16 protein-coding genes, 1 pseudogene and 1 riboswitch are annotated in these 19,167 nt (G+C 32.1%); of the genes and pseudogenes, 2 read left to right on the forward strand and 15 right to left on the reverse strand.

The window, feature by feature from the left end; genetic code table 11:
- Nucleotides 1-88: 88 nt before the first annotated feature.
- Together pdxT and pdxS are read right to left on the reverse strand one after the other, a co-directional pair.
- Complete coding sequence (pdxT, locus tag B3W71_RS06205; RefSeq protein ID WP_346888075.1) at nt 89-691, reverse strand: pyridoxal 5'-phosphate synthase glutaminase subunit PdxT; 603 nt, start codon at nt 689-691, stop codon at nt 89-91.
- A gap of 4 nt (nt 692-695) precedes the next feature.
- The gene (gene pdxS / locus B3W71_RS06210) at nt 696-1,574 is read right to left on the reverse strand and encodes a pyridoxal 5'-phosphate synthase lyase subunit PdxS (protein WP_346888076.1); all 879 of its coding nucleotides are present in this window, start codon (nt 1,572-1,574) and stop codon (nt 696-698) included.
- A 412-nt stretch (nt 1,575-1,986) separates the two neighbouring features.
- Between pdxS and B3W71_RS06215 the strand changes: the two are divergent.
- Nucleotides 1,987-2,172 (forward strand): annotated as a pseudogene (locus tag B3W71_RS06215) (IS1595 family transposase); the annotation flags it as partial.
- Between the two features lie 141 nt (nt 2,173-2,313).
- Nucleotides 2,314-2,661: a TIGR04076 family protein gene (locus tag B3W71_RS06220; protein ID WP_346888077.1), complete on the forward strand. Its 348-nt coding sequence runs from the start codon at nt 2,314-2,316 to the stop codon at nt 2,659-2,661.
- 717 nt (nt 2,662-3,378) lie between these two features.
- On the opposite strand, the gene B3W71_RS06225 is transcribed toward B3W71_RS06220, so the two are convergent.
- The 13 genes from B3W71_RS06225 to B3W71_RS06285 form a co-directional block, all read right to left on the reverse strand.
- The gene (locus B3W71_RS06225; protein ID WP_346888078.1) at nt 3,379-4,167 is read right to left on the reverse strand and encodes an OAM dimerization domain-containing protein; all 789 of its coding nucleotides are present in this window, start codon (nt 4,165-4,167) and stop codon (nt 3,379-3,381) included.
- Nucleotides 4,167-5,723: a lysine 5,6-aminomutase subunit alpha gene (locus B3W71_RS06230; RefSeq protein ID WP_346888079.1), complete on the reverse strand. Its 1,557-nt coding sequence runs from the start codon at nt 5,721-5,723 to the stop codon at nt 4,167-4,169. The genes B3W71_RS06225 and B3W71_RS06230 overlap by 1 nt, the downstream gene beginning before the upstream one ends.
- The gene (locus B3W71_RS06235) at nt 5,713-7,191 is read right to left on the reverse strand and encodes a MutS-related protein (RefSeq protein ID WP_346888080.1); all 1,479 of its coding nucleotides are present in this window, start codon (nt 7,189-7,191) and stop codon (nt 5,713-5,715) included. The genes B3W71_RS06230 and B3W71_RS06235 overlap by 11 nt, the downstream gene beginning before the upstream one ends.
- A gap of 1 nt (nt 7,192) precedes the next feature.
- Complete coding sequence (locus B3W71_RS06240) at nt 7,193-8,218, reverse strand: hypothetical protein (RefSeq protein WP_346888081.1); 1,026 nt, start codon at nt 8,216-8,218, stop codon at nt 7,193-7,195.
- A gap of 21 nt (nt 8,219-8,239) precedes the next feature.
- The gene (gene ablA / locus B3W71_RS06245) at nt 8,240-9,490 is read right to left on the reverse strand and encodes a lysine 2,3-aminomutase (protein ID WP_346888082.1); all 1,251 of its coding nucleotides are present in this window, start codon (nt 9,488-9,490) and stop codon (nt 8,240-8,242) included.
- A gap of 111 nt (nt 9,491-9,601) precedes the next feature.
- Nucleotides 9,602-10,639 (reverse strand): L-erythro-3,5-diaminohexanoate dehydrogenase, encoded by a 1,038-nt coding sequence (locus B3W71_RS06250; RefSeq protein WP_035130522.1) that lies wholly within the window; start codon nt 10,637-10,639, stop codon nt 9,602-9,604.
- A gap of 104 nt (nt 10,640-10,743) precedes the next feature.
- Nucleotides 10,744-11,568 carry a 3-keto-5-aminohexanoate cleavage protein gene (locus B3W71_RS06255; protein WP_346888083.1) on the reverse strand — a complete coding sequence of 275 codons (825 nt, stop codon included), beginning with the start codon at nt 11,566-11,568 and terminating at the stop codon, nt 10,744-10,746.
- Between the two features lie 78 nt (nt 11,569-11,646).
- Nucleotides 11,647-12,027 (reverse strand): hotdog domain-containing protein, encoded by a 381-nt coding sequence (locus B3W71_RS06260; protein WP_346888084.1) that lies wholly within the window; start codon nt 12,025-12,027, stop codon nt 11,647-11,649.
- Nucleotides 12,028-12,185: 158 nt separating this feature from the next.
- Nucleotides 12,186-12,357: riboswitch (Lysine riboswitch) on the reverse strand.
- Between the two features lie 155 nt (nt 12,358-12,512).
- Nucleotides 12,513-13,052, reverse strand: coding sequence for a hypothetical protein (locus tag B3W71_RS06265; protein ID WP_346888085.1), 540 nt, complete (start codon nt 13,050-13,052; stop codon nt 12,513-12,515).
- Between the two features lie 22 nt (nt 13,053-13,074).
- Complete coding sequence (locus tag B3W71_RS06270; RefSeq protein WP_346888086.1) at nt 13,075-14,094, reverse strand: cell wall-binding repeat-containing protein; 1,020 nt, start codon at nt 14,092-14,094, stop codon at nt 13,075-13,077.
- A 520-nt stretch (nt 14,095-14,614) separates the two neighbouring features.
- Nucleotides 14,615-15,472 carry a formate/nitrite transporter family protein gene (locus B3W71_RS06275; RefSeq protein ID WP_346888087.1) on the reverse strand — a complete coding sequence of 286 codons (858 nt, stop codon included), beginning with the start codon at nt 15,470-15,472 and terminating at the stop codon, nt 14,615-14,617.
- Between the two features lie 286 nt (nt 15,473-15,758).
- On the reverse strand, nt 15,759-16,769 hold the full coding sequence (locus tag B3W71_RS06280; RefSeq protein ID WP_346888088.1) for a hypothetical protein: 1,011 nt from the start codon (nt 16,767-16,769) through the stop codon (nt 15,759-15,761).
- A gap of 370 nt (nt 16,770-17,139) precedes the next feature.
- Nucleotides 17,140-19,167 carry a urocanate hydratase gene (locus B3W71_RS06285; protein ID WP_346888089.1) on the reverse strand — a complete coding sequence of 676 codons (2,028 nt, stop codon included), beginning with the start codon at nt 19,165-19,167 and terminating at the stop codon, nt 17,140-17,142.

The raw sequence follows: 19,167 nt of genomic DNA on the forward strand, positions 1-19,167 counted from the left end.
TAACAATAATATTAAAGTGCATGCTCAATATCTTATATAAGATTAGTAATATATTTTACGAAAGCCTCAATATTTTATAGAAACTATCTTATTTTAAAGCTTCTTTTAAATTTAAATTCTCCATACACATATTATAGAAATATTTATGCATAGTTAAATCCTTAGTTAGCTCTGGATGAAATGAGGTTGCTAGCATATTTCCTTGTCTACAGGCTACAATTTTATCCTTCAATTTACATAACACCTGTACATCTTCATGTACCTTTTCAACATAAGGCGCTCTAATAAATACTAGAGGAATTTCCTCATTACTTACACCTTCAACAATTTCATTAATTATAAAACTATCTAATTGCGATCCATATCCATTTCTTCTCACTTCTATATCCATGACTCCTAAATGGTTATAATCGCTTCCTATAATGGATTTAGCGAGAATTATCATGCCTGCACAAGTTCCCCATACAGGTAGACCACTTTCAATCTTCTTTTTTAATGGATTAAGCATACCGAAATCTCTTAGTAGCTTTCCTATGGTTGTACTCTCACCACCAGGAATTATAAGTCCATCTATAGATTCTAAGTCAGCTACATTCTTCACTTTTAAAGCTTTAGCTCCACCTAGTTCATTAATTCTTTCTACATGCTCCTTTACAGCTCCTTGTAAATCCAATACACCTATGGTTATCATTGTATTACCATCCTCTTGATGCATATAGTTTACCGTCTGGTAGATCTTTAGTGTTTATACTATCCATAGCCTCTCCTAAATCCTCAGAAACTTGAGCTAAAACTTCTGGATTATTATAGTTTGCTACAGCATGTACTATAGCCTTGGCTCTCCTTTCTGGATCTGCTGATTTAAATATACCAGAGCCAACAAAAACTCCATCACTTCCAAGTTGCATCATTAAAGCTGCATCGGCTGGTGTAGCTACTCCACCAGCAGCAAAGTTAACTACTGGAAGCTTTCCATTTTCGTGAACATAAGCTATTAAATCATAAGGTGCACCCATCTCTTTAGCTATAGTCATAAGCTCTTCCTTTGGAGTATTTTGTACCTTTCTTATTTCACTCATCATAGTTCTCATATGTCTTACTGCTTCTACAACATCTCCAGTACCAGCCTCGCCCTTAGTTCTTATCATGGAAGCTCCTTCACCTATTCTTCTTAAAGCTTCTCCTAAGTTTCTAGCTCCACATACAAAAGGTACTTTAAAACTTTCTTTATCTATGTGGAATAAGTCATCAGCTGGAGTTAATACTTCACTCTCATCTATATAATCAATTTTAATAGCCTCTAATATTTGCGCTTCTACAAAATGACCTATTCTTACCTTTGCCATTACTGGAATGGATACAGCCTCTTGAATTTCCTTTATCATCTTAGGATCTGACATTCTAGCAACTCCACCTTGCTTTCTAATATCAGAAGGTACACGCTCTAAAGCCATTACAGCAACTGCTCCTGCTCTTTCTGCAATTATAGCTTCCTCAGCATTAACTACATCCATTATTACTCCGTCCTTTAGCATTTCTGCAAGGTTTTTGTTTAGTTCTAATCTTTTATTCATTTATATTCCCCCTCATATTTCAATACAAAATAAAATTGTATGCATATTTTGTATCTATATTTTTCATATTTACAATACAATTATTCCATAATATTCATAATTAATCAATACAATTATTTAAAATAGTATTTTTTATCTTTTCTGTATGCATACAATATTATTGAATTAGGATTATAAATATATAATTTTATCTTTTAGAATAAATGAATCTTTATTTCTTTAATCAAATACCTATAATTTACTATATAGTTCATATATCTGTTGTCATGTGACTATTTATATAGGGGAACTAGAGAACTTTTTAAATATCTAAATAAGAAACATTTTAAAATTTAGGCTCTATTTTAAATGAATGTTGATTTGTGATACTTTTATTAAAATGGGTTGTAATATAAATATAATCAATTTTAGGATGAGTAGGTTTAATGGAGTTGCAACAAAATATCTAAATAACTACCTTAAATGGAATAAGTGGATAAATACATTTAGCACAGATAAAGAAACTGTAAAAACTAAAAACTTTATAGTTCACAGTAATATACCTCATAGCTATACTATGGTAAAGGATTTTAAGAGAATACAACCAATATTTGTATAAGCTTGATTTTATTAACATAATTTCTGAAATTATAATCCATAAATTATGTATAATAAGAATATAAAGTATTGAACAATCGTATTATTATGCGAGTGAGTTGTTTATTAAACTGCTCGATAAATTAGAATTTGGAGGTTAATCATGAAAAAATGGTATGATGAGGAGTACAAATTTGAAATTGAGGTCGCTGGGTTTCTTCGCAGTGACCATACAGAGCGGTACTGCCGAAACGGCGAGGAAGTGGGGGATAAGTATACCTGCACCTATGGCTGTCCCATAAATTCGGATGGACAGGGTATCTGTTCCAAGGTTATGATGATTATGTTCCCAATCATGGAGTCGGTCAGAAGTGGCGGAGATTTAGAGAACATTGGTGGCAATGGTAAATATAGCAAGGAGATTGTATGCCCAGATGGCTGCGTCATGTTCAGGCTGACAGCAAAGAAACTTGACAATGAGAATTTTTATAAGGGGAAGTTTTTTGATTAGTTTTGATTTTTATTGTACTCAGTTTGAAGATAACCTAAATATATAAATTCCAATTTATCAATTAGAATTTATGAACAATCTTAAATTATTAAGATTAGAAGTAAAGTGGACAAATTAATTTGTTCACTTTTATACGTTCTATTATCAATACTGGTTTAAAACAGAGCCAAGATTTAAAATAGTTATATATTAAACTTTTTAAATAGTTAGCTTTTTAAGTAGTTGATATATTCATGGGGATTTTGGGGAAATAGTCTCTTTTAGTAATGTGATTATATATGTGTTAAAGCGTGGAGTGATTTGGAGTAATGTCACCAAAAGTGACTTTGTCGCTTCACTCTTAAGGAAACTCCTTCTCATATTCATATTTTAGTAGGTAACTCCTTTTCACATGCATTCTAAGGAGTAAGTTCGAATAACTAAATCAAGATTTAGATTCTTACTTAATTTTCACTTAGCCAAATCTATGATTTGGAGTATGTCACCAAAGGTGACCTTTCGCTTCGCTCTCGAGGAAACTCCTTCTCACATGCGTTCGAATGAGTAATTTTTACTTAACCAAATCATAGATTTGGAGTAAAAATTAAAAGTAGAATGAATTTCTTCATTCTACTTATAACCCTATAATTTTGTTTCACGTAACCCTTTAGTTTCTTTTATCCCTAAACTAATAAACATATAAACATTAAACTTGACTTTAGACATTAAATTTTAAGATTAAACTAATTTTCTTTCAACTATTTCAGTTACAGCAAAGCTAGCAACGTCATCTGCATATTTTCCTGGTCCGAATCCTGCATCGTATCCTAATTCTTTAGCAAGTTCGTGAGTTATTCTTGGACCACCACAGATTAATACAACTTTATCTCTTATACCTTCTGCTTCTAAAAGCTCTACAAGGTTAGTAAGGTTTTGGATGTGTACATCCTTTTGAGTAACTGTTTGAGATACTAGAAGAACATCAGCTTTTAATTCGATAGCTTTCTTAATGAATTCTTCGTTTTCTACTTGGCTTCCTAGGTTGTATGCTTCGATACCTTTGTATCTTTCAAGACCATAGTGACCAGCGAAACCTTTCATGTTCATGATAGCATCTATTCCAACTGTGTGAGCATCTGTTCCTGTTGAAGCTCCTATAATAACTACATCTCTTCCGATGTTTTCTTGTACATATTCTCCAACTTCTGCCATAGACATAGTATCTACTTCTACAGTTTGAACATGAATTTCTTCATAGTTAACTGTGTGAGTTAATGAACCATATACTACATAGAATGTGAATTCTTTATCTAATGCTCCATGATGAGCAACGTTTGGATCTTTAAGTCCCATTGATTTTGCAAGTTGAATAGCAGCTTCTACTCCTCTTTCATCATCTTGAACTGGTAAAGTAAGACTCACTTGAACCTTTCCATCGTTCATAGTATCTCCGTAAGGTTTAAGCTTAGTAAGATCTAAATTAGTATCGTAATCTCTAACTTCTGTTGAATATAATCCACCACTCATTATCTGTTTCCTCCTAACATTAAATCTACAAATGGGTTGAAGTAGTTAGCTTCCTTCTCAACAACTCCATCTAATCCTTTTCCACCGTTTAGAGGTCTCTTAATACCTGCAAATTTACCTTGCTCTAAAGTACTGAATAAACCTTCTTTTTCTATTACAGATAATAGATCTGCAGCTTTTCCTAGAACTTCGTCAACTCTTGTTTCCATTATTCCGCCTTTTTTAAACGTAATTTCAGAACCAAGATCTTTCATTGTGTGGAATATATATTGTGCATTATCAATAGATAGTGCTCTATCACTCATAAATGGAGTGTGTATAGCTTCTGTTAACATTCCTAATAAGTGTAATTTTTGACTAGTCATTATTGTAACCATGTTAAATAATGCATCTTGTACTTGACCCTTGAATATATCTCCTGTCATGAACTTAGTTGGAGGCATATATTTAAGTGGTGCTTTAGGGAATATTTCTCTAGCCATTTGTGCTTGAGCAAGCTCATAAAGGAATCCATTTTCAACATTTGGATTTATTTCAAATGCGTGACCTAGACCCATTTGCTCTTCTGGAAGTCCTGCAGTTAAAGCAAATTGCTCGTTGATGAATTGAGATGCAAGAACTGTGTGAGCTTCTTCAACAGCATCAGCAGTTGTTAAGTAGTTATCTTCACCAGTGTTGATTATTACTCCAGCAAAACCATTGATTATTCTTGAGAAGTATTGGTCAACTAGAGTTCTTTGCATGTTGATATCTCTGAAAAGAATTCCGTATAATGCATCGTTAAGCATTACGTCAAGTCTTTCTATAGCTCCCATAGCAGCAATTTCTGGCATACATAATCCAGAACAGTAGTTACATAATCTGATGTATCTTCCTAATTCTTCTCCAATTTCGTCTAAAGCTGATCTCATAAGTCTGAAGTTTTCTTGAGTAGCAAAAGTTCCTCCGAATCCTTCAGTTGTTATTCCGTATGGAACGTAGTCAAGTAAGCTTTGTCCTGTTGTTCTGATAACAGCTATAACGTCTGCACCTTGTTTTGCAGCAGCTTTAGCTTGGATTATATCTTCATAGATATTTCCTGTAGCAACGATAACATATAGATATGGGCCTGTTTTATCACCAAATCTTTCAAGATAAGCTTCTCTCTCGCCTCTGTTAGCTTTAATTGTTGCTACCATGTCTTTAGCAACTTTTTCAATTGCCATTTTTATTTCAAACATATCTTTCATAGGTAGTTTTGTTAAATCTAATTCATTTTTAGCTACTTTTTCTGCTATTTCTTGTGGAGCTAATCCAGTGTTAACCATAGCATTTCCTACTAAAGCAGCAACTCCAAGAGATAATCCATTTCCAGCTTTGATGTTTTCTACAACTACGTTAGGTAGTGGTACTCCAAACTCATCTACACCGTCTATCCCTAATAATCTACATACTGTTCTTTCTACAGCTACTGTAGTATGTCTGTCTATAAAATGTTGAGTATCATTAGCTATGTTCTTTGCTGATTCTCTAGCTTTAGCAACTAGATTTAAATCTAAATTTAATTTACTTTCCATTGTGCTCCTCCTCATAATATGTTTTTGCTATATTTACTATGTCTTTTTCTAATCCTAATAGCATCGCTATATTTAACGCATCCTTAGGTACTTGACTTATCTTAGATACTCTTTCAAGTTTATATTCCATATGTTCTTGAATAATTTCAACTGAATGAGTTTTATTAAGATCAATCTTATATTTTAGTTTCTCAAAGTCTATGTTTTTTAATCCTACAACTTGATAATGAACCATATGTTCCTCTACTACACCATCATAGTGAGTAGATATTATGCTAGCAGTGTTAAATTTTTGTAGATAATTTGCAAGAGATTTTACAAGGTAAAATCCTTCTTTAGGGTTTGTTCCCCTAGCAAACTCATCAAGAGCTACAAATCCATCTCCACGTTTTACGCACTCTACTACTTCTTTTAATTTAATTATCTCAGCTCCAAAGGTACTTAATCCCTTAGATATAGACTGCATATCATCTGATACAAAGTGAATAAAATCTAATATTGGATAAGTGGCCTTTTTAGCAAATACAAAGAAGCCCAATTGTCCAAGGAATAGGTTTAAAACAATAGTCTTTAATGCTACACTCTTTCCTCCCATATTAGCTCCAGTTATCACCGTAGTTCCTCCACAAAGCTCTATGTTCACAGGAGAGAATGATTTTCCTTTTTTCTTAAGGATTGCTTCAATTTCAGGATTGATTCCATCCTCTATATTAATATTCATATCTTTAACTATAGTAGGTTTAACACAATTGTACTTCATAGCAATGCTTGCCTTTGCCATTAATAAATCTAGTATGCCTACAACTTTTAAGTTTTCAGATATATATTTACTAAAGGAGGACAATTTAGAAGTAAGCTCTTTTCTTATATGTAACTCTTCTTCTTCCTCTTGAATAACAATATCTAATCTCTCTTGTTTCAACGTTTCAATGAGAGATTCATCATTGCAACAACAAATTGCCTTTTCCTTTTCACCTTTTAGCTTTCTTAGCTGAGAAAGTTTTTCGCTATATTCTTCATAAATATAGAATGTAGATAAGCGTTTCTTACTTGGGTCTAATATATCTATTACTTCTTCTAAGGAATTAAGCCTAATTTTACTTATAGATAGATTAATCTCTTCTAAAACTTCTTTAAGCTCCTCTAAAAGCATGGATACATATTTTACTTCGTAAAGCTCAACTTCATCTAAAACTTCTACTTTTTCAGCTCTTCTTAATGTGTTTCTAATATCTTTAATCTTATGTAGAAGTCTTACTATAGCGTTAAACTCACTCTGATGTTCCTTTAAATGGTTCATCATTAGTTCCACATTAGTAAGTTCTTCTACTAATTTATCATATTCATTAATTTTAAAAGGCTTTATTAGCTTCTTTTCCTCAGTACCATAAGGAGTTATGATACCCAGCTCATCCATAATAAAGGAAAACCCTATTTGAGCTCTTTGTTCATTGTCTAAAAACTTCATATTATTTCCCTCCTACTACATCAAATACTGGAATATTCACAGCTTCTCTAAGCCCCTTTAAGAATTCCTCTTTTGGAAACTCATATCCATATGGTGATTTTGGATTTGAAGTTATACAAACCACAGTTATCTTATCTAGGACCTTTATGACTCCACCTTGCCTATGAAATCTATAAAGGCTCTCACTACTTATAAATAGCTTCGTACCGTCTTCCACAAGAAAGGTTATATTTTTATATAAGTTAGTAGAAGTCATTATGTTTTTAATAAGCTTGTCAGATACTGCACCTTTAATAACTACATGGGATACTTGTTCACTTAAAGCTTCTACAATTTCTTTTGAAGCTTCTAAGGCAGTTAAAACCTCTAGTACTTTATAGGTACCATCTTTATATATGATGCCTATAGTTCCTGAATCACATATTTTTGTTGCGACATTTAAAATAGACCTATCTTGCTCATGGGGTAAACTTAATAGATCCATAGTATGTTTTGTCTCACTTATGACGGTCTTCATACTTCTTGATAGAGCGGCTCCTGTAGATAACACTGTCGCTTCTGTTATGGCGGGTGAAGCAAAGGTTTTTCTACTTAAAGCTCCATCTACTATTACAAGGTCACACTGAAGACTTAATAATTGATCTTTTATATTGGTCATATATGAATTCACGGAAGGTCCTCCTAAATCCACATAGCCATCGCTTAAGGCTTTACAAATAACAACTTCTCCCATAGGAGTATTTATTCCTGTAGTTCTTACAATCTCTCTTGTGAAATCACTATTTAAAAGACATTGTTTGGCTGTAGCAATTGCAGTTCCCTTTTCAATATATATCTTGGGTTTCTCTGTAGCCGTAACTCTGTCTAGCTCTTCACCATCTCTTCCTATAGAAGTTAGGCCAAGGGACATGTTGCCCCTAGCCTCCTTCAATATATGGTTTAAAGTCGTAGTTTTCCCAACATTTTTATTCATACCTATAATAGATACACTTTTGTATGGTTTTAATAACTTTAAAATTTCATTCATAAGATCACTTCTAACTAGATTCTAGTGAGCGTGTCTTTCGTTTCTTTCTAGTCCTGTTGGCTCTAAAGCAAGTTTCTCGCCGTTTAATAATCCAGCAACTCCAACTTTATGAACTGTTTTCTTACCTGTGCAAACATCACAAGTACATCCTGGAGTGTAGTTTGTTGGCTCAGAGTAAGTAGTTATAACTCCTTCAAAGTTTCTAAGTATTACTTTATCATGGCTTTGAGAAATTACATAGTTTGGCATAACTGGAGTTTTTCCACCGCCGCCTGGAGCGTCAACAACGAATGTTGGTACGCAGTATCCAGAAGTATGTCCTCTTAATCCTTCAATTATTTCGATACCTTTAGAAACTGGAGTTCTGAAGTGCTCTAGTCCTAATGATAAGTCACATTGATAGATGTAGTAAGGTCTAACTCTCATTTTAACTAAATCGTTAACTAATTGCTTCATTGTGTGAACACAGTCATTTACTCCTCTTAGAAGTACTGATTGGTTTCCTAGTGGTATACCAGCATTAGCCATTCTTTCACATGCAGCTTTAGACTCTTCTGTGATTTCGTTTGGATGGTTAAAGTGAGTGTTTAACCAGATTGGGTGGTATTTCTTTAACATATTTACAAGTCCATCAGTAATTCTTTGTGGCATAACTACTGGTGTTCTTGAACCAATTCTGATTATTTCTACGTGTGGTATTGCTCTTAATTTGCTGATTATGTACTCAAGAACTGAATCATCAACTAATAAAGCATCTCCACCTGATAATAGAACGTCTCTGATTACTGGTGTTTTACTGATATATTCTATAGCTTTATCTATTCTTTCCATTGGCATGCAGTCATCGCTTTGTCCTGCAAATCTTCTTCTTGTACAGTGTCTGCAGTACATAGAGCATTGGTCAGTTATAAGAAGTAATACTCTATCTGGGTATCTGTGAGTTAATCCTGGTACTGGAGAATCTGTATCTTCGTGTAGTGGGTCTTCTAAATCTGCAGCAGATTTATGAGCTTCTAATCCTGTTGGGATAGCTTGTAATCTTACTGGGTCATTAGCATTGTTTGGATCGATTAATGATAAGTAGTAAGGAGTTATAGCCATTCTTAAAGTTTCAAGACATTTTTTAGCTCCTTCTTCTTCTTCAGCAGTTAGTGGAATATATTTCTTTAATTCCTCTAAAGTTTCGATTCTGTTTTTTGTTTGCCATTTCCAGTCAAACCATTGCTCGTCAGTAACATTAGGAAATAATTCTTTTCTACGTGTTGGATTCATTATTAGTACCCCCTATAATTTCATATTTATATATACATTTATATATACATTTATATATAAATTTATAAATTGATTAAAATATATTATTAAAATCTAGTATTAAATATGGTATTAAACGTATAACTCTTGGAATATAGCTCTTAGAGTTTCATTCTCTCTTAACTCTTGTAAAGTTATTTCAGCATGTCCTTTAGTATATCCGTTTCCTACTATCATAGTTACGTCTTTACCTACACCCTCAGCTCCTAAAGCAGCTTTAGTGAATGCTGTAGCCATTGAGAAGAAGTAAACTATACCATCATCTTTTACTGGTAATATAGTTGACATTTCTGTGTTTTGAACGTTAACTATGTTGATAGATACATCAACTTCTTCGCCGTTGTTGTTAGCTAAAGCTAAGTTCATTACGTCGATAGCTTTAGTAGCATCTCCGATAACTATTTTCATGTTTAAGTTTAATCTTCTTAATCTTGCAGCTTCTTCTTCGTTTCTAACTAAACCAATAACATTTCCTGTTGGTCCAACTCTTTTAACTGCTTCATAGCAACATAACATTCCTGATTTTCCTGCTGCTCCTAATAAAAGAACTGATTGTCCTGGTCTAACTAATTTAGCAACTTGAGCTGGAGCTCCTGCAACGTCTAATGCAGCTAGTGCTAAAGTTTCTTCCATATCTTCTGGAAGTTTAGCATATAATCCGCTTTCGAATAATATAGCTTGACCTTTAATTTCTACTCTATCGATGTCAGGTTTAATATCGATAATTTCTTCTATTTTAAGTGGAGTTAATGAAAGAGATACTAATGTAGAGATTTTGTCTCCAACTTTAAGATCAGTTTTTCCTTCTAATGCAGCTCCTATTTTAGCGATTTTTCCGATAAGCATTCCGCCTGAACCAGTTACAGGGTTTTGCATTTTTCCTCTTTCTCCAACGATTTCAAGGATTTTTGCTTTTATTTTTTCTACATCATGTCCAGCTTCTTCTTCGATTTGTGTAAAGCTTGCTGAGTCAACGTTTAATGCTTGAACATCGATAAGTATTTCGTTATCGTATATTTCCATAGTATTGTCTATTTTTAAAGCTGGTTGTGGTAATACTCCTGCTGGTGTTATTACTCTGTGAGTTCCATATTTACATCCTTTTTTCATTAAAAACACTCCTTTTACTTTAGTCTTAAAAATTTTTCTACTTATATTGTTTATTATATTTTTAATCTTATATGTTAAAAATAACTTCTATATTATGCTCTAAATTATAAAGCTTTAAGTCCTAATATTTCTCTTGCTTCTGCTGGAGTTGCAATTTCTCTTCCTAATTCTTTAGCTATTCTTACAGCTTTTTCAACTAGGTCAGCATTGCTTTCAGCCATAACACCTTTTGATAGGTATACGTTATCTTCGAATCCAACTCTTACGTGTCCACCTGCCATCATTGACATTGTAGCTAATGGGAATTCATTTCTACCTATTCCTGATACTGTGTAAGTACTTCCTGCTGGAATGCTATCTTTCATAAATACAAAGTCTCTTATTTCAGCGCTTATACCACCATTAACTCCCATAACGAAGTTGAAGTGCATTGGTGCTTTTATAAATCCTTTTTTATGAAGTCTGATCGCCATGTCAATCATACCTTTATCGAATACTTCGATCTCAGGCTTAACGTTTAACTCGATCATTTTCTCCCCGAATTCTTTGATTGTGTTCTCTGTATTAACAAATATTTCGTCTCCACCAAAGTTACAAGTTCCACAGTCTAATGTTGCCATTTCTGGACTTAAATCAACTGGTTGAAGTCTTTCTGCGTTGCTCATTCCTACAGCACCACCAGTAGATGGTTGAACGATAACGTCTGGACATCTTCTTTTAATTTCAGCTATGCAAGCTGCAAATCTATCTTTGTCTTGAGTTGGAGTACCATCGTCTTTTCTAACGTGAAGATGAATTATACTAGCTCCAGCTTTATAACATTTTTCTGCTTCTTGTCCAATCTCTTCTACTGTGTAAGGAACATTTGGATTTTGTTCTTTAGTAACCTCTGCACCACAAATAGCTGCAGCAATTATTAACTTTTCCATTTTAAATCCCCCTTGTTTAGTTAAATTTTTAACAATATCGTTGCAAGAAATCTTGCATTTAATTACTTAATTACTTAATTACTTTCTTTTCTTATCTTTTGGTACTACGCATATTCCTGTTGCTTTACAAACAACTATTGGCTCTTCTAAAACATCACAAGCTGAATCGTTTATGTCAGGTCTTGGAACTATTACTTTTCTAGCTTCAAAAGTCATTTTTCTTGATGTGTTTCCAACGTGTACGATTTCACCAACAGCTTCGATATAATCTCCAGCATATACAGGCGCCATGAATTCTACGTTTTCATAAGCTTTAAATAGCCCTTCATCTCCATCGTTTTGAATTAATAATTCTGTAGCTACGTCTCCAAATAATTGTAGCATTCTTGCTCCGTCAACTAGATTTCCACCGTAGTGTGCATCGTGAGAACTCATTCTTAATCTGATTACTGATTTCATTTTCTTTTCCCCCTATAACAAATCGTTTACTTAATTTTGTTTTTTATGTATAACTTTATAGTATTAAAGTATATAAAATAAAAAATGGCATCGAAAATATTCAATACCATTTAGATAACTAATCTATCTGACCTACTCATGTAATGAATATCTTTCATTCCATAAATAGCTCTCCATGAAATATGGCAGTGGTAAAAATTTGTATTTTACCCCCAAGCAGCACACAATACCAATGTACCCTTTCGGCTTATAAATAATTCACTGTAACATCAGAGGGTATTCTCTTTGCCATTTATCAGCTACCAATTCATAAGCGCCTCTACTTATGCTTCTATTTTAAGTTTTTAAACAATTCATTAAATTATTTATTATGTAATTATTATAAATCTAATAATTTAGAAATGCAATGCTTTTTTTGAATTTTTTTTAAAATCAGTATAAGTTTTTTATAAGTTTCGAATTTTGTCGTATATAATATATCTAATTTACTGTTTTTTTAGGATATTCATTGTTATCTCTCCACCCAATTTGTCCCATAACTCATTTATATCAGAGAATGATGATACAAGTTTATTAATTGATATTTTATATTCTTCATCATTCCAACGATAACCACATCTTATACAATTAAATATATATCTTTTGAAAAATCTTTTTAAATTATTTTCAAAGCAAACTACTTTATACTCATTATACTTATTAGCAATTATAATGCATACTTTTCTTTGATGGCTTAAATTTATAATTAGACTTAATGTTTTTTCATCATAATAATTAAAGTGAAAAGGATAATGCTTTTCACTTATGTCATCTTTCAATTTTATAATTAAATGTCCAGAAATTACTTTATTACTCTTTATATAAGCACTTTTAAAATGAAACTTCATAGCATTAGGCGAATATAAAAAATGCTTAAAATTATCTTTAATTATTATATAAGTCAATCGTCTATTATCAACCTGTTGTTCTGCCAAAGCAGACACCCCTAAAGGTAGGCCCTTAAGTACATCATCTATAGCTCTCACTTTAAAATCCTCCACTTTTGAACTATTCTATACTTAAAACCTTAAATTTTTCCTCATAATTTACTGCTTCTAAAATTTTATCTACAATACTCTCACTAACTACTCCAGTTCCCCCTAAAACTAATACTTGATCAGATTTTACTCCCTTTATTCTTTCTAAAACCTTAGGATAATAAGTTCCTGATTCCTCCATAAGAATTATCGGGGAAGATGTTAACGCAGCTATAGGCGCTCCAACTAATCCATCCGGAAAATCACTTCCTGATGCTACATATATTTTGCTGAAATCAATGCTATCCTGAAATGTATTTAAAACTGCTACATTAGTTTCATATCTATCATTTCCACTTACTCTAATAGGATTTTTATAGTTTTTCATATTTGCATTTGATATTACTCCATCACCACCTACTACATAGGTTACTGGTATATTGTTGCTTTGTACAAAGCTTTTATTTAAACTATCATATTCATCTTTATCTGTTAATAATATAGGCATTCCTAATTGAGCTGCTACCGGAGCTACAGATAGTGCATCTGCAAAATTTCTTCCAGAGGCTAAAACAATCCCATTAGACGTACCAACTTGCTTGGCCACATTAACTGCAGTTTCAAATCTTGTACTTCCTCCTAATCTTTGAACACTAATTCCCATTCCATTTAATTGTGACTCCACATTTTTAGATACAACTGCATCTCCACCAACTATGTATGCTTTTGATGGTTTCAATCTACTTATTTCTTTTGATACCACTACTGGTAACGAGTTATTTTCTGTTAATAGTATAGGTGCATCATACTTTTTTGCCAAAGGTGCTGCACTTAATGCATCAGGGTAGTCTGCTCCACTAACTAATACAATGGTATTACTTCCACTAGACCACCCATTTTTAGATGTTTCAACCGCCGTTTCATATCTTGTACTTCCACCTAATCTTATTTTTACTGCATCTGCATCTACTCTATTATTAAATCCAAAAGCTACTGTACCTAATATACTTAAAGCTACAATTCCACTTATAATTTTTCTTTTATTTATCATATAACCCTCCCATATTTAAGCAATATTTTTATTTATATATCTATTCTATATTATGTATTTTAAATATTAAATAGATTTTTACAAATTAATATATTTTTTTACAGCCTAATATCCTTTTATTCATATTCTTAATATCATTAATTTTCTTAGTATAAAAATATTTCAGTTTCATAATATTTATATAGTAAATTTATTAATACGGAACAGTATAAGCTATACTTAATATATGCGATTTTATTATAAAAATTGGCTTTCACAAAATATATTACTAATCTTATATAAAATATTGAAAATTTACTTTAATATTATTGCTAGCGAATGCCATTTGCATAAGTAAGAATCTAAATCTTTGATTTAGTTATTCGAACTTAGTTCTTCTAANNGAGTTGTTGTGTTGTAGATTTTGAATAAATGCTCTAGTAAATCAATATTCCGAAGTGGCTGAGCGTTAATAATATAAGTGCTTATTCAATATTTATTTAGATTAGCTTTTTTTGCGAAAGCCCCTTTTAAAGTATTTTTATGCTGACAATTTTCTCTTTTCTTTTACTTCAATGTTCTTTTTATTACATTTTCTATATATAAACCAATAAACTAATCCAACACAAACTGCCCCACCAATGACATTACCAATAGTTACAGGTATTAGATTATTTAAAATTCCACCTACAGTTAAGTTATCTAGCTTTTCAGCAGATACATGAGATGCCTCAACGAAGGCTGGATTCATTTTTGCAAGCAATCCTATTGAGAAGTAATACATATTAGCTACACAGTGCTCAAACCCCGCTATAACAAAAGCGAATATTGGGAAAAATCCCATAAAGATCTTTCCCATTACATCTTTAGATGCATAGGTACCCCATACACTTAGACAAACAATTATATTACATAATATTCCGCTTGCAAGAGCAGGTCCAAATCCTATACTAGCCTTTGTAGCTGCTACCTTAACAGCATATCCTCCAACAGTTCCTGTTGTTAAAAGCCCCGCTGAAAAAACTAATATTGCTACAAGTACAGCTCCTATAAAATTACCTACCCAAACAATAGCCCAGTTTCTAAGCATTTGACCTGTTGTTATCTTCTTTTCAGCCCAAGCTATACTTAATAATGCATTTCCTGTAAATAACTCTGATCCACATATTAATACTAATATTAGTCCGATAGGGAATACTGTACCTGCTACAACCTTTTGTAATCCTGGATCACTTACTCCGTGTGATGCAACTGACGATGCATAGGCACCTAAAGCTATGAATACTCCTGCTAGAATTCCTAATAAAAGAGTTTGTACACATTTATTGTTAGCTTTTTTTACTCCAACCTCTTCTACATAGGTAGTAATTTCTTCAGGTGAAAGCATTTTCTTATCCATTAAAATTCCTCCCAATATTCCTTCATTAATGTCAATTATCTATTTTCATCGTTAATTATATTGAAGCCATAAGAGCGTGTCAATATATTTATCATTAATATAATCTTTTAAAAAAATATACAATTTGTTTACCTATTTAGTTTAAGTGCTATAATAGATTTTATATAAATTTAAGCATTTATTACATAAACTCTTTACATATATCAACACTTAATTAAATTCGAAATAACTAAAGGTTAAAATCACCGGAGCTATCCTAATGGAATTTTATATAGACAAAAAAATATTACCTGGCAAACCAGGTAATATTATAAACTCCTATTTCATTCCATGATAGATTTTCATTAATATTTTCGCTTTCAAAGGTATTCTTAAGTATAGTTTTAAGCTTTCGAGAATTTTCATCTAGCTTTTTATTTAATTCTTCATTTTCTTTCTTAACAAACTTTTCGTTCTTTACTAAATAACTTTCTCTTTCACCACATATGAATAGCTCATTACCTTCATATACTATTTCTCCATTTATTTCATAAGGTTTAATAGTCTTTAATACATCTTTTACCTTACCATCTTCAATTTTTCCTCTATATAAATACTCATATTGTTTACCCTTTTCTTTATCAAAGATAAAGGTAATAAAAGCTAATTCATCTCTATTTGGAGATACCTTTCCCTTTAATAAAACCTCTCCTTTATTGTCTAGGGTTACTACCTTTACATCATTAAAGTATATTGTAGTAATTCCGTTACTGGTTTTTCCATAAACTAGAGTACTTCCATTATCAAGAATATCTATTAGAATTCCTTCGCAAGAATTTAAAAGCTCTAAAGTATCACCATCATAAATTAAATATTTGCTAGTGGTAGGATTTACACTTAACTGAACTACTAACTTGTTATTTATCCATGATATATTAGAGATTTGATTTTTATCTATATTTTCTACTTTTAATACTTTATATTCTTCATCTCTCATGTTATATATATTAATTTTATCTTTCTCATCTAAATATTTAAAAGCTACCATGCTCGAATCATCACTTAAAGCTGCAAGCTCCTTTAGTCTAGATAAATCTCCAATACCTTCCAAATATTCTTCATCTTCATCAAAAATATATATATTATTATTTCGTTCTAATAATGCACTTGTATAATTACCTACAACATCTTGTTCATCTTCTTTTTCTTTGTCTTTAGAATTACATCCAACCAAAACAAAAAAGGCAGCAATTAATGTTGCTAATATACTGAGTAGCATTTTTTTATTCATTTTTTTATGTCCTTTTTTATAAATCAACATTAACTCCCCTCACTTTTAATTTCAACACCCTAATTATTATACTACTTGTAAATTTTATATTCAATATTATCTATCTATGTGTATACAATATTCAAACATTGTTTTCACTTCATTTAAATCTCTGGCTTTTCTTTTAATTTTATACTTTAAATACCATTTATATAGAAATATACGAAATAAATTTTAACTTAGAACCAATTTTATTTTAAAAGCTAATAATTTTATAGATAATAAAAATCGAGTGCATAGTTTAACTAATTAATACCTATACACTCGAATAGAACTATTCTATTTTCTTCTCTTATTGTTTTTATTTTTTATTTATTTCTATCTCTAACTTTATTGTTTTATACAGTTCATGTTAGTTCTATTTATTTAAAGCTTTTTTAATAACATCCTTTATTAATTCATCCTTTGGTATATATGGAAGAGTTATGTGGTCTGTACCTTGATTCTTCTCATTGTACTCCATACTAGTTTCTATAGAATGTGGATTTCTTGCCCAAGCTCTTCTAGCAACGCCTCCCATAACATCCCACGCCATAGATGATTTTATAATGTTATCAACTCTTTCGCTACCATCAAGAACTAATCCAAAGCCTCCATTAATTGACTTACTTGTTCCAACTCCTCCACCATTGTGAAGAGCAATTAGACTCATTCCTCTTGCTGCATTTCCAGCAAAGCATTGGATTGCCATTTCAGCCATCATGTTACTTCCATCTTTTATATTAGAAGTTTCTCTAAATGGAGAATCTGTACCACTTACATCATGATGATCTCTTCCAAGCATAATTGGTCCAACTTCGCCATTTCTCACTAATTCATTAAACTTAAGAGCTATATCCATACGACCTTGTGCATCTTGATATAATATTCTAGCTTCTGTACCAACAACTAATTTGTTCTTTTCAGCATCTTTAATCCAAATGTAGTTATCTCTATCTTGTCCTCTTCTATTTGGATCAATACATTCCATTGCAGCATGGTCTGTTTTTATTAAATCTTCATGTTTATGGCTTAAGCATACCCATCTAAATGGTCCATAACCATAGTCAAATAACATAGGTCCCATAATATCTTCAACATAAGAAGGATAAATAAATCCATCTTTTTCATCTACACCATTTTTAGCTATGTCTTTTCCACCAGCATCATAGATTGCCTTCATGAAGGAGTTACCATAATCAAAGAAATAAACACCTTTAGCTACTAACTTCTTAATTATGTCATAGTGCTTTAATAAAGTTATGTCTACAAGCCCTTTGAATTTTTCTCTATCTTCTTTTAATAGTCTAGTTCTTTCTTCAAAAGAAATTCCTACTGGTGCATATCCTCCTTCGTAAGCAGCGTGACAGGAAGTTTGATCTGATAATAAATCTATATGAATATCATTTTCTAAAATATATTCAAGTAAATCTACGATGTTTCCATGATATGCTATAGAAATAGTCTCTCCATTTTTAGCCTTCTCCTGAGCAACAGTTACAACTTCTTTTAAGTCGCTTGATGCCATTGAAACCCAACCTTGGTCAAGTCTTGTTTTAATTCTTGAATAGTCAACCTCTGCTACGATTCCAACTCCGTTAGCTATCTCAATAGCTTTAGGTTGAGCACCACTCATTCCTCCAAGACCAGAAGTTACAAATATCTTACCTCTTAAATCTCCGTCTTCAGCTACTCCAAGTTTTAACCTTCCTGCATTTATTATAGTGTTAAATGTACCGTGAACTATACCTTGAGGTCCTATATACATCCAACCACCAGCTGTCATTTGTCCATAGTTAGCTACTCCTAGTTGAGTTGCTAAGTGGAAATCTTCTGGATTATCAAACATACCTATCATTAGACCGTTAGTAGTTATTACTCTTGGAGCTGTTTTGGAACTTCTAAATAAACCTAGTGGGTGTCCACTTTCTACTACTAGAGTTTGCTCATCAGTCATATTTTCTAAATATTTTTTAATAAGTCTATATTGCATCCAGTTCTGGCATACCTGTCCTGTTTCCCCATAGGTAACAAGCTCATATGGGTATAATGCCACATCAAAATCTAAGTTATTATCTATCATAACTTGGAATGCCTTACCCTCTATGCAGTTTCCTTTATATTCATCTATAGACTTACCACTTAATTTTCCTTCTGGTCTAAATCTATACCCGTATATTCTTCCTCTTGTCATAAGCTCTTCCATAAATTCTGGAGCTAGCTTTTCATGAAGATTCTCTGGAATATATCTTAAAGCATTTTTGAGAGCAACTTCAGTTTGTGCAGGTGTTAAGCTATAACCTCTATCCGGAGCTCTTCTTATGCCCTCTTGAAACTTGGGCATTCCTGGTAATTCATCATCTAACTTTATTATCATTTTATTTTTAATATCAATATTATTAATCAT

It is taken from the genome of Clostridium sp. UBA1056, assembly GCA_002316385.1.
Classification (GTDB): Bacteria; Bacillota; Clostridia; order Clostridiales; family Clostridiaceae; genus Clostridium_J.

Bases quoted from the DNA above. Each gene is read 5' to 3' on its own strand.
- pdxT (WP_346888075.1), bottom strand. From the start codon at position 691: ATGATAACCATAGGTGTATTGGATTTACAAGGAGCTGTAAAGGAGCAT.
- pdxS (WP_346888076.1), bottom strand. From the start codon at position 1,574: ATGAATAAAAGATTAGAACTAAACAAAAACCTTGCAGAAATGCTAAAG.
- B3W71_RS06220 (WP_346888077.1), top strand. From the start codon at position 2,314: ATGAAAAAATGGTATGATGAGGAGTACAAATTTGAAATTGAGGTCGCT.
- B3W71_RS06225 (WP_346888078.1), bottom strand. From the start codon at position 4,167: ATGAGTGGTGGATTATATTCAACAGAAGTTAGAGATTACGATACTAAT.
- B3W71_RS06230 (WP_346888079.1), bottom strand. From the start codon at position 5,723: ATGGAAAGTAAATTAAATTTAGATTTAAATCTAGTTGCTAAAGCTAGA.
- B3W71_RS06235 (WP_346888080.1), bottom strand. From the start codon at position 7,191: ATGAAGTTTTTAGACAATGAACAAAGAGCTCAAATAGGGTTTTCCTTT.
- B3W71_RS06240 (WP_346888081.1), bottom strand. From the start codon at position 8,218: ATGAATGAAATTTTAAAGTTATTAAAACCATACAAAAGTGTATCTATT.
- ablA (WP_346888082.1), bottom strand. From the start codon at position 9,490: ATGAATCCAACACGTAGAAAAGAATTATTTCCTAATGTTACTGACGAG.
- B3W71_RS06250 (WP_035130522.1), bottom strand. From the start codon at position 10,639: ATGAAAAAAGGATGTAAATATGGAACTCACAGAGTAATAACACCAGCA.
- B3W71_RS06255 (WP_346888083.1), bottom strand. From the start codon at position 11,568: ATGGAAAAGTTAATAATTGCTGCAGCTATTTGTGGTGCAGAGGTTACT.
- B3W71_RS06260 (WP_346888084.1), bottom strand. From the start codon at position 12,027: ATGAAATCAGTAATCAGATTAAGAATGAGTTCTCACGATGCACACTAC.
- B3W71_RS06270 (WP_346888086.1), bottom strand. From the start codon at position 14,094: ATGATAAATAAAAGAAAAATTATAAGTGGAATTGTAGCTTTAAGTATA.
- B3W71_RS06275 (WP_346888087.1), bottom strand. From the start codon at position 15,472: ATGGATAAGAAAATGCTTTCACCTGAAGAAATTACTACCTATGTAGAA.
- B3W71_RS06285 (WP_346888089.1), bottom strand. From the start codon at position 19,167: ATGATTAATAATATTGATATTAAAAATAAAATGATAATAAAGTTAGAT.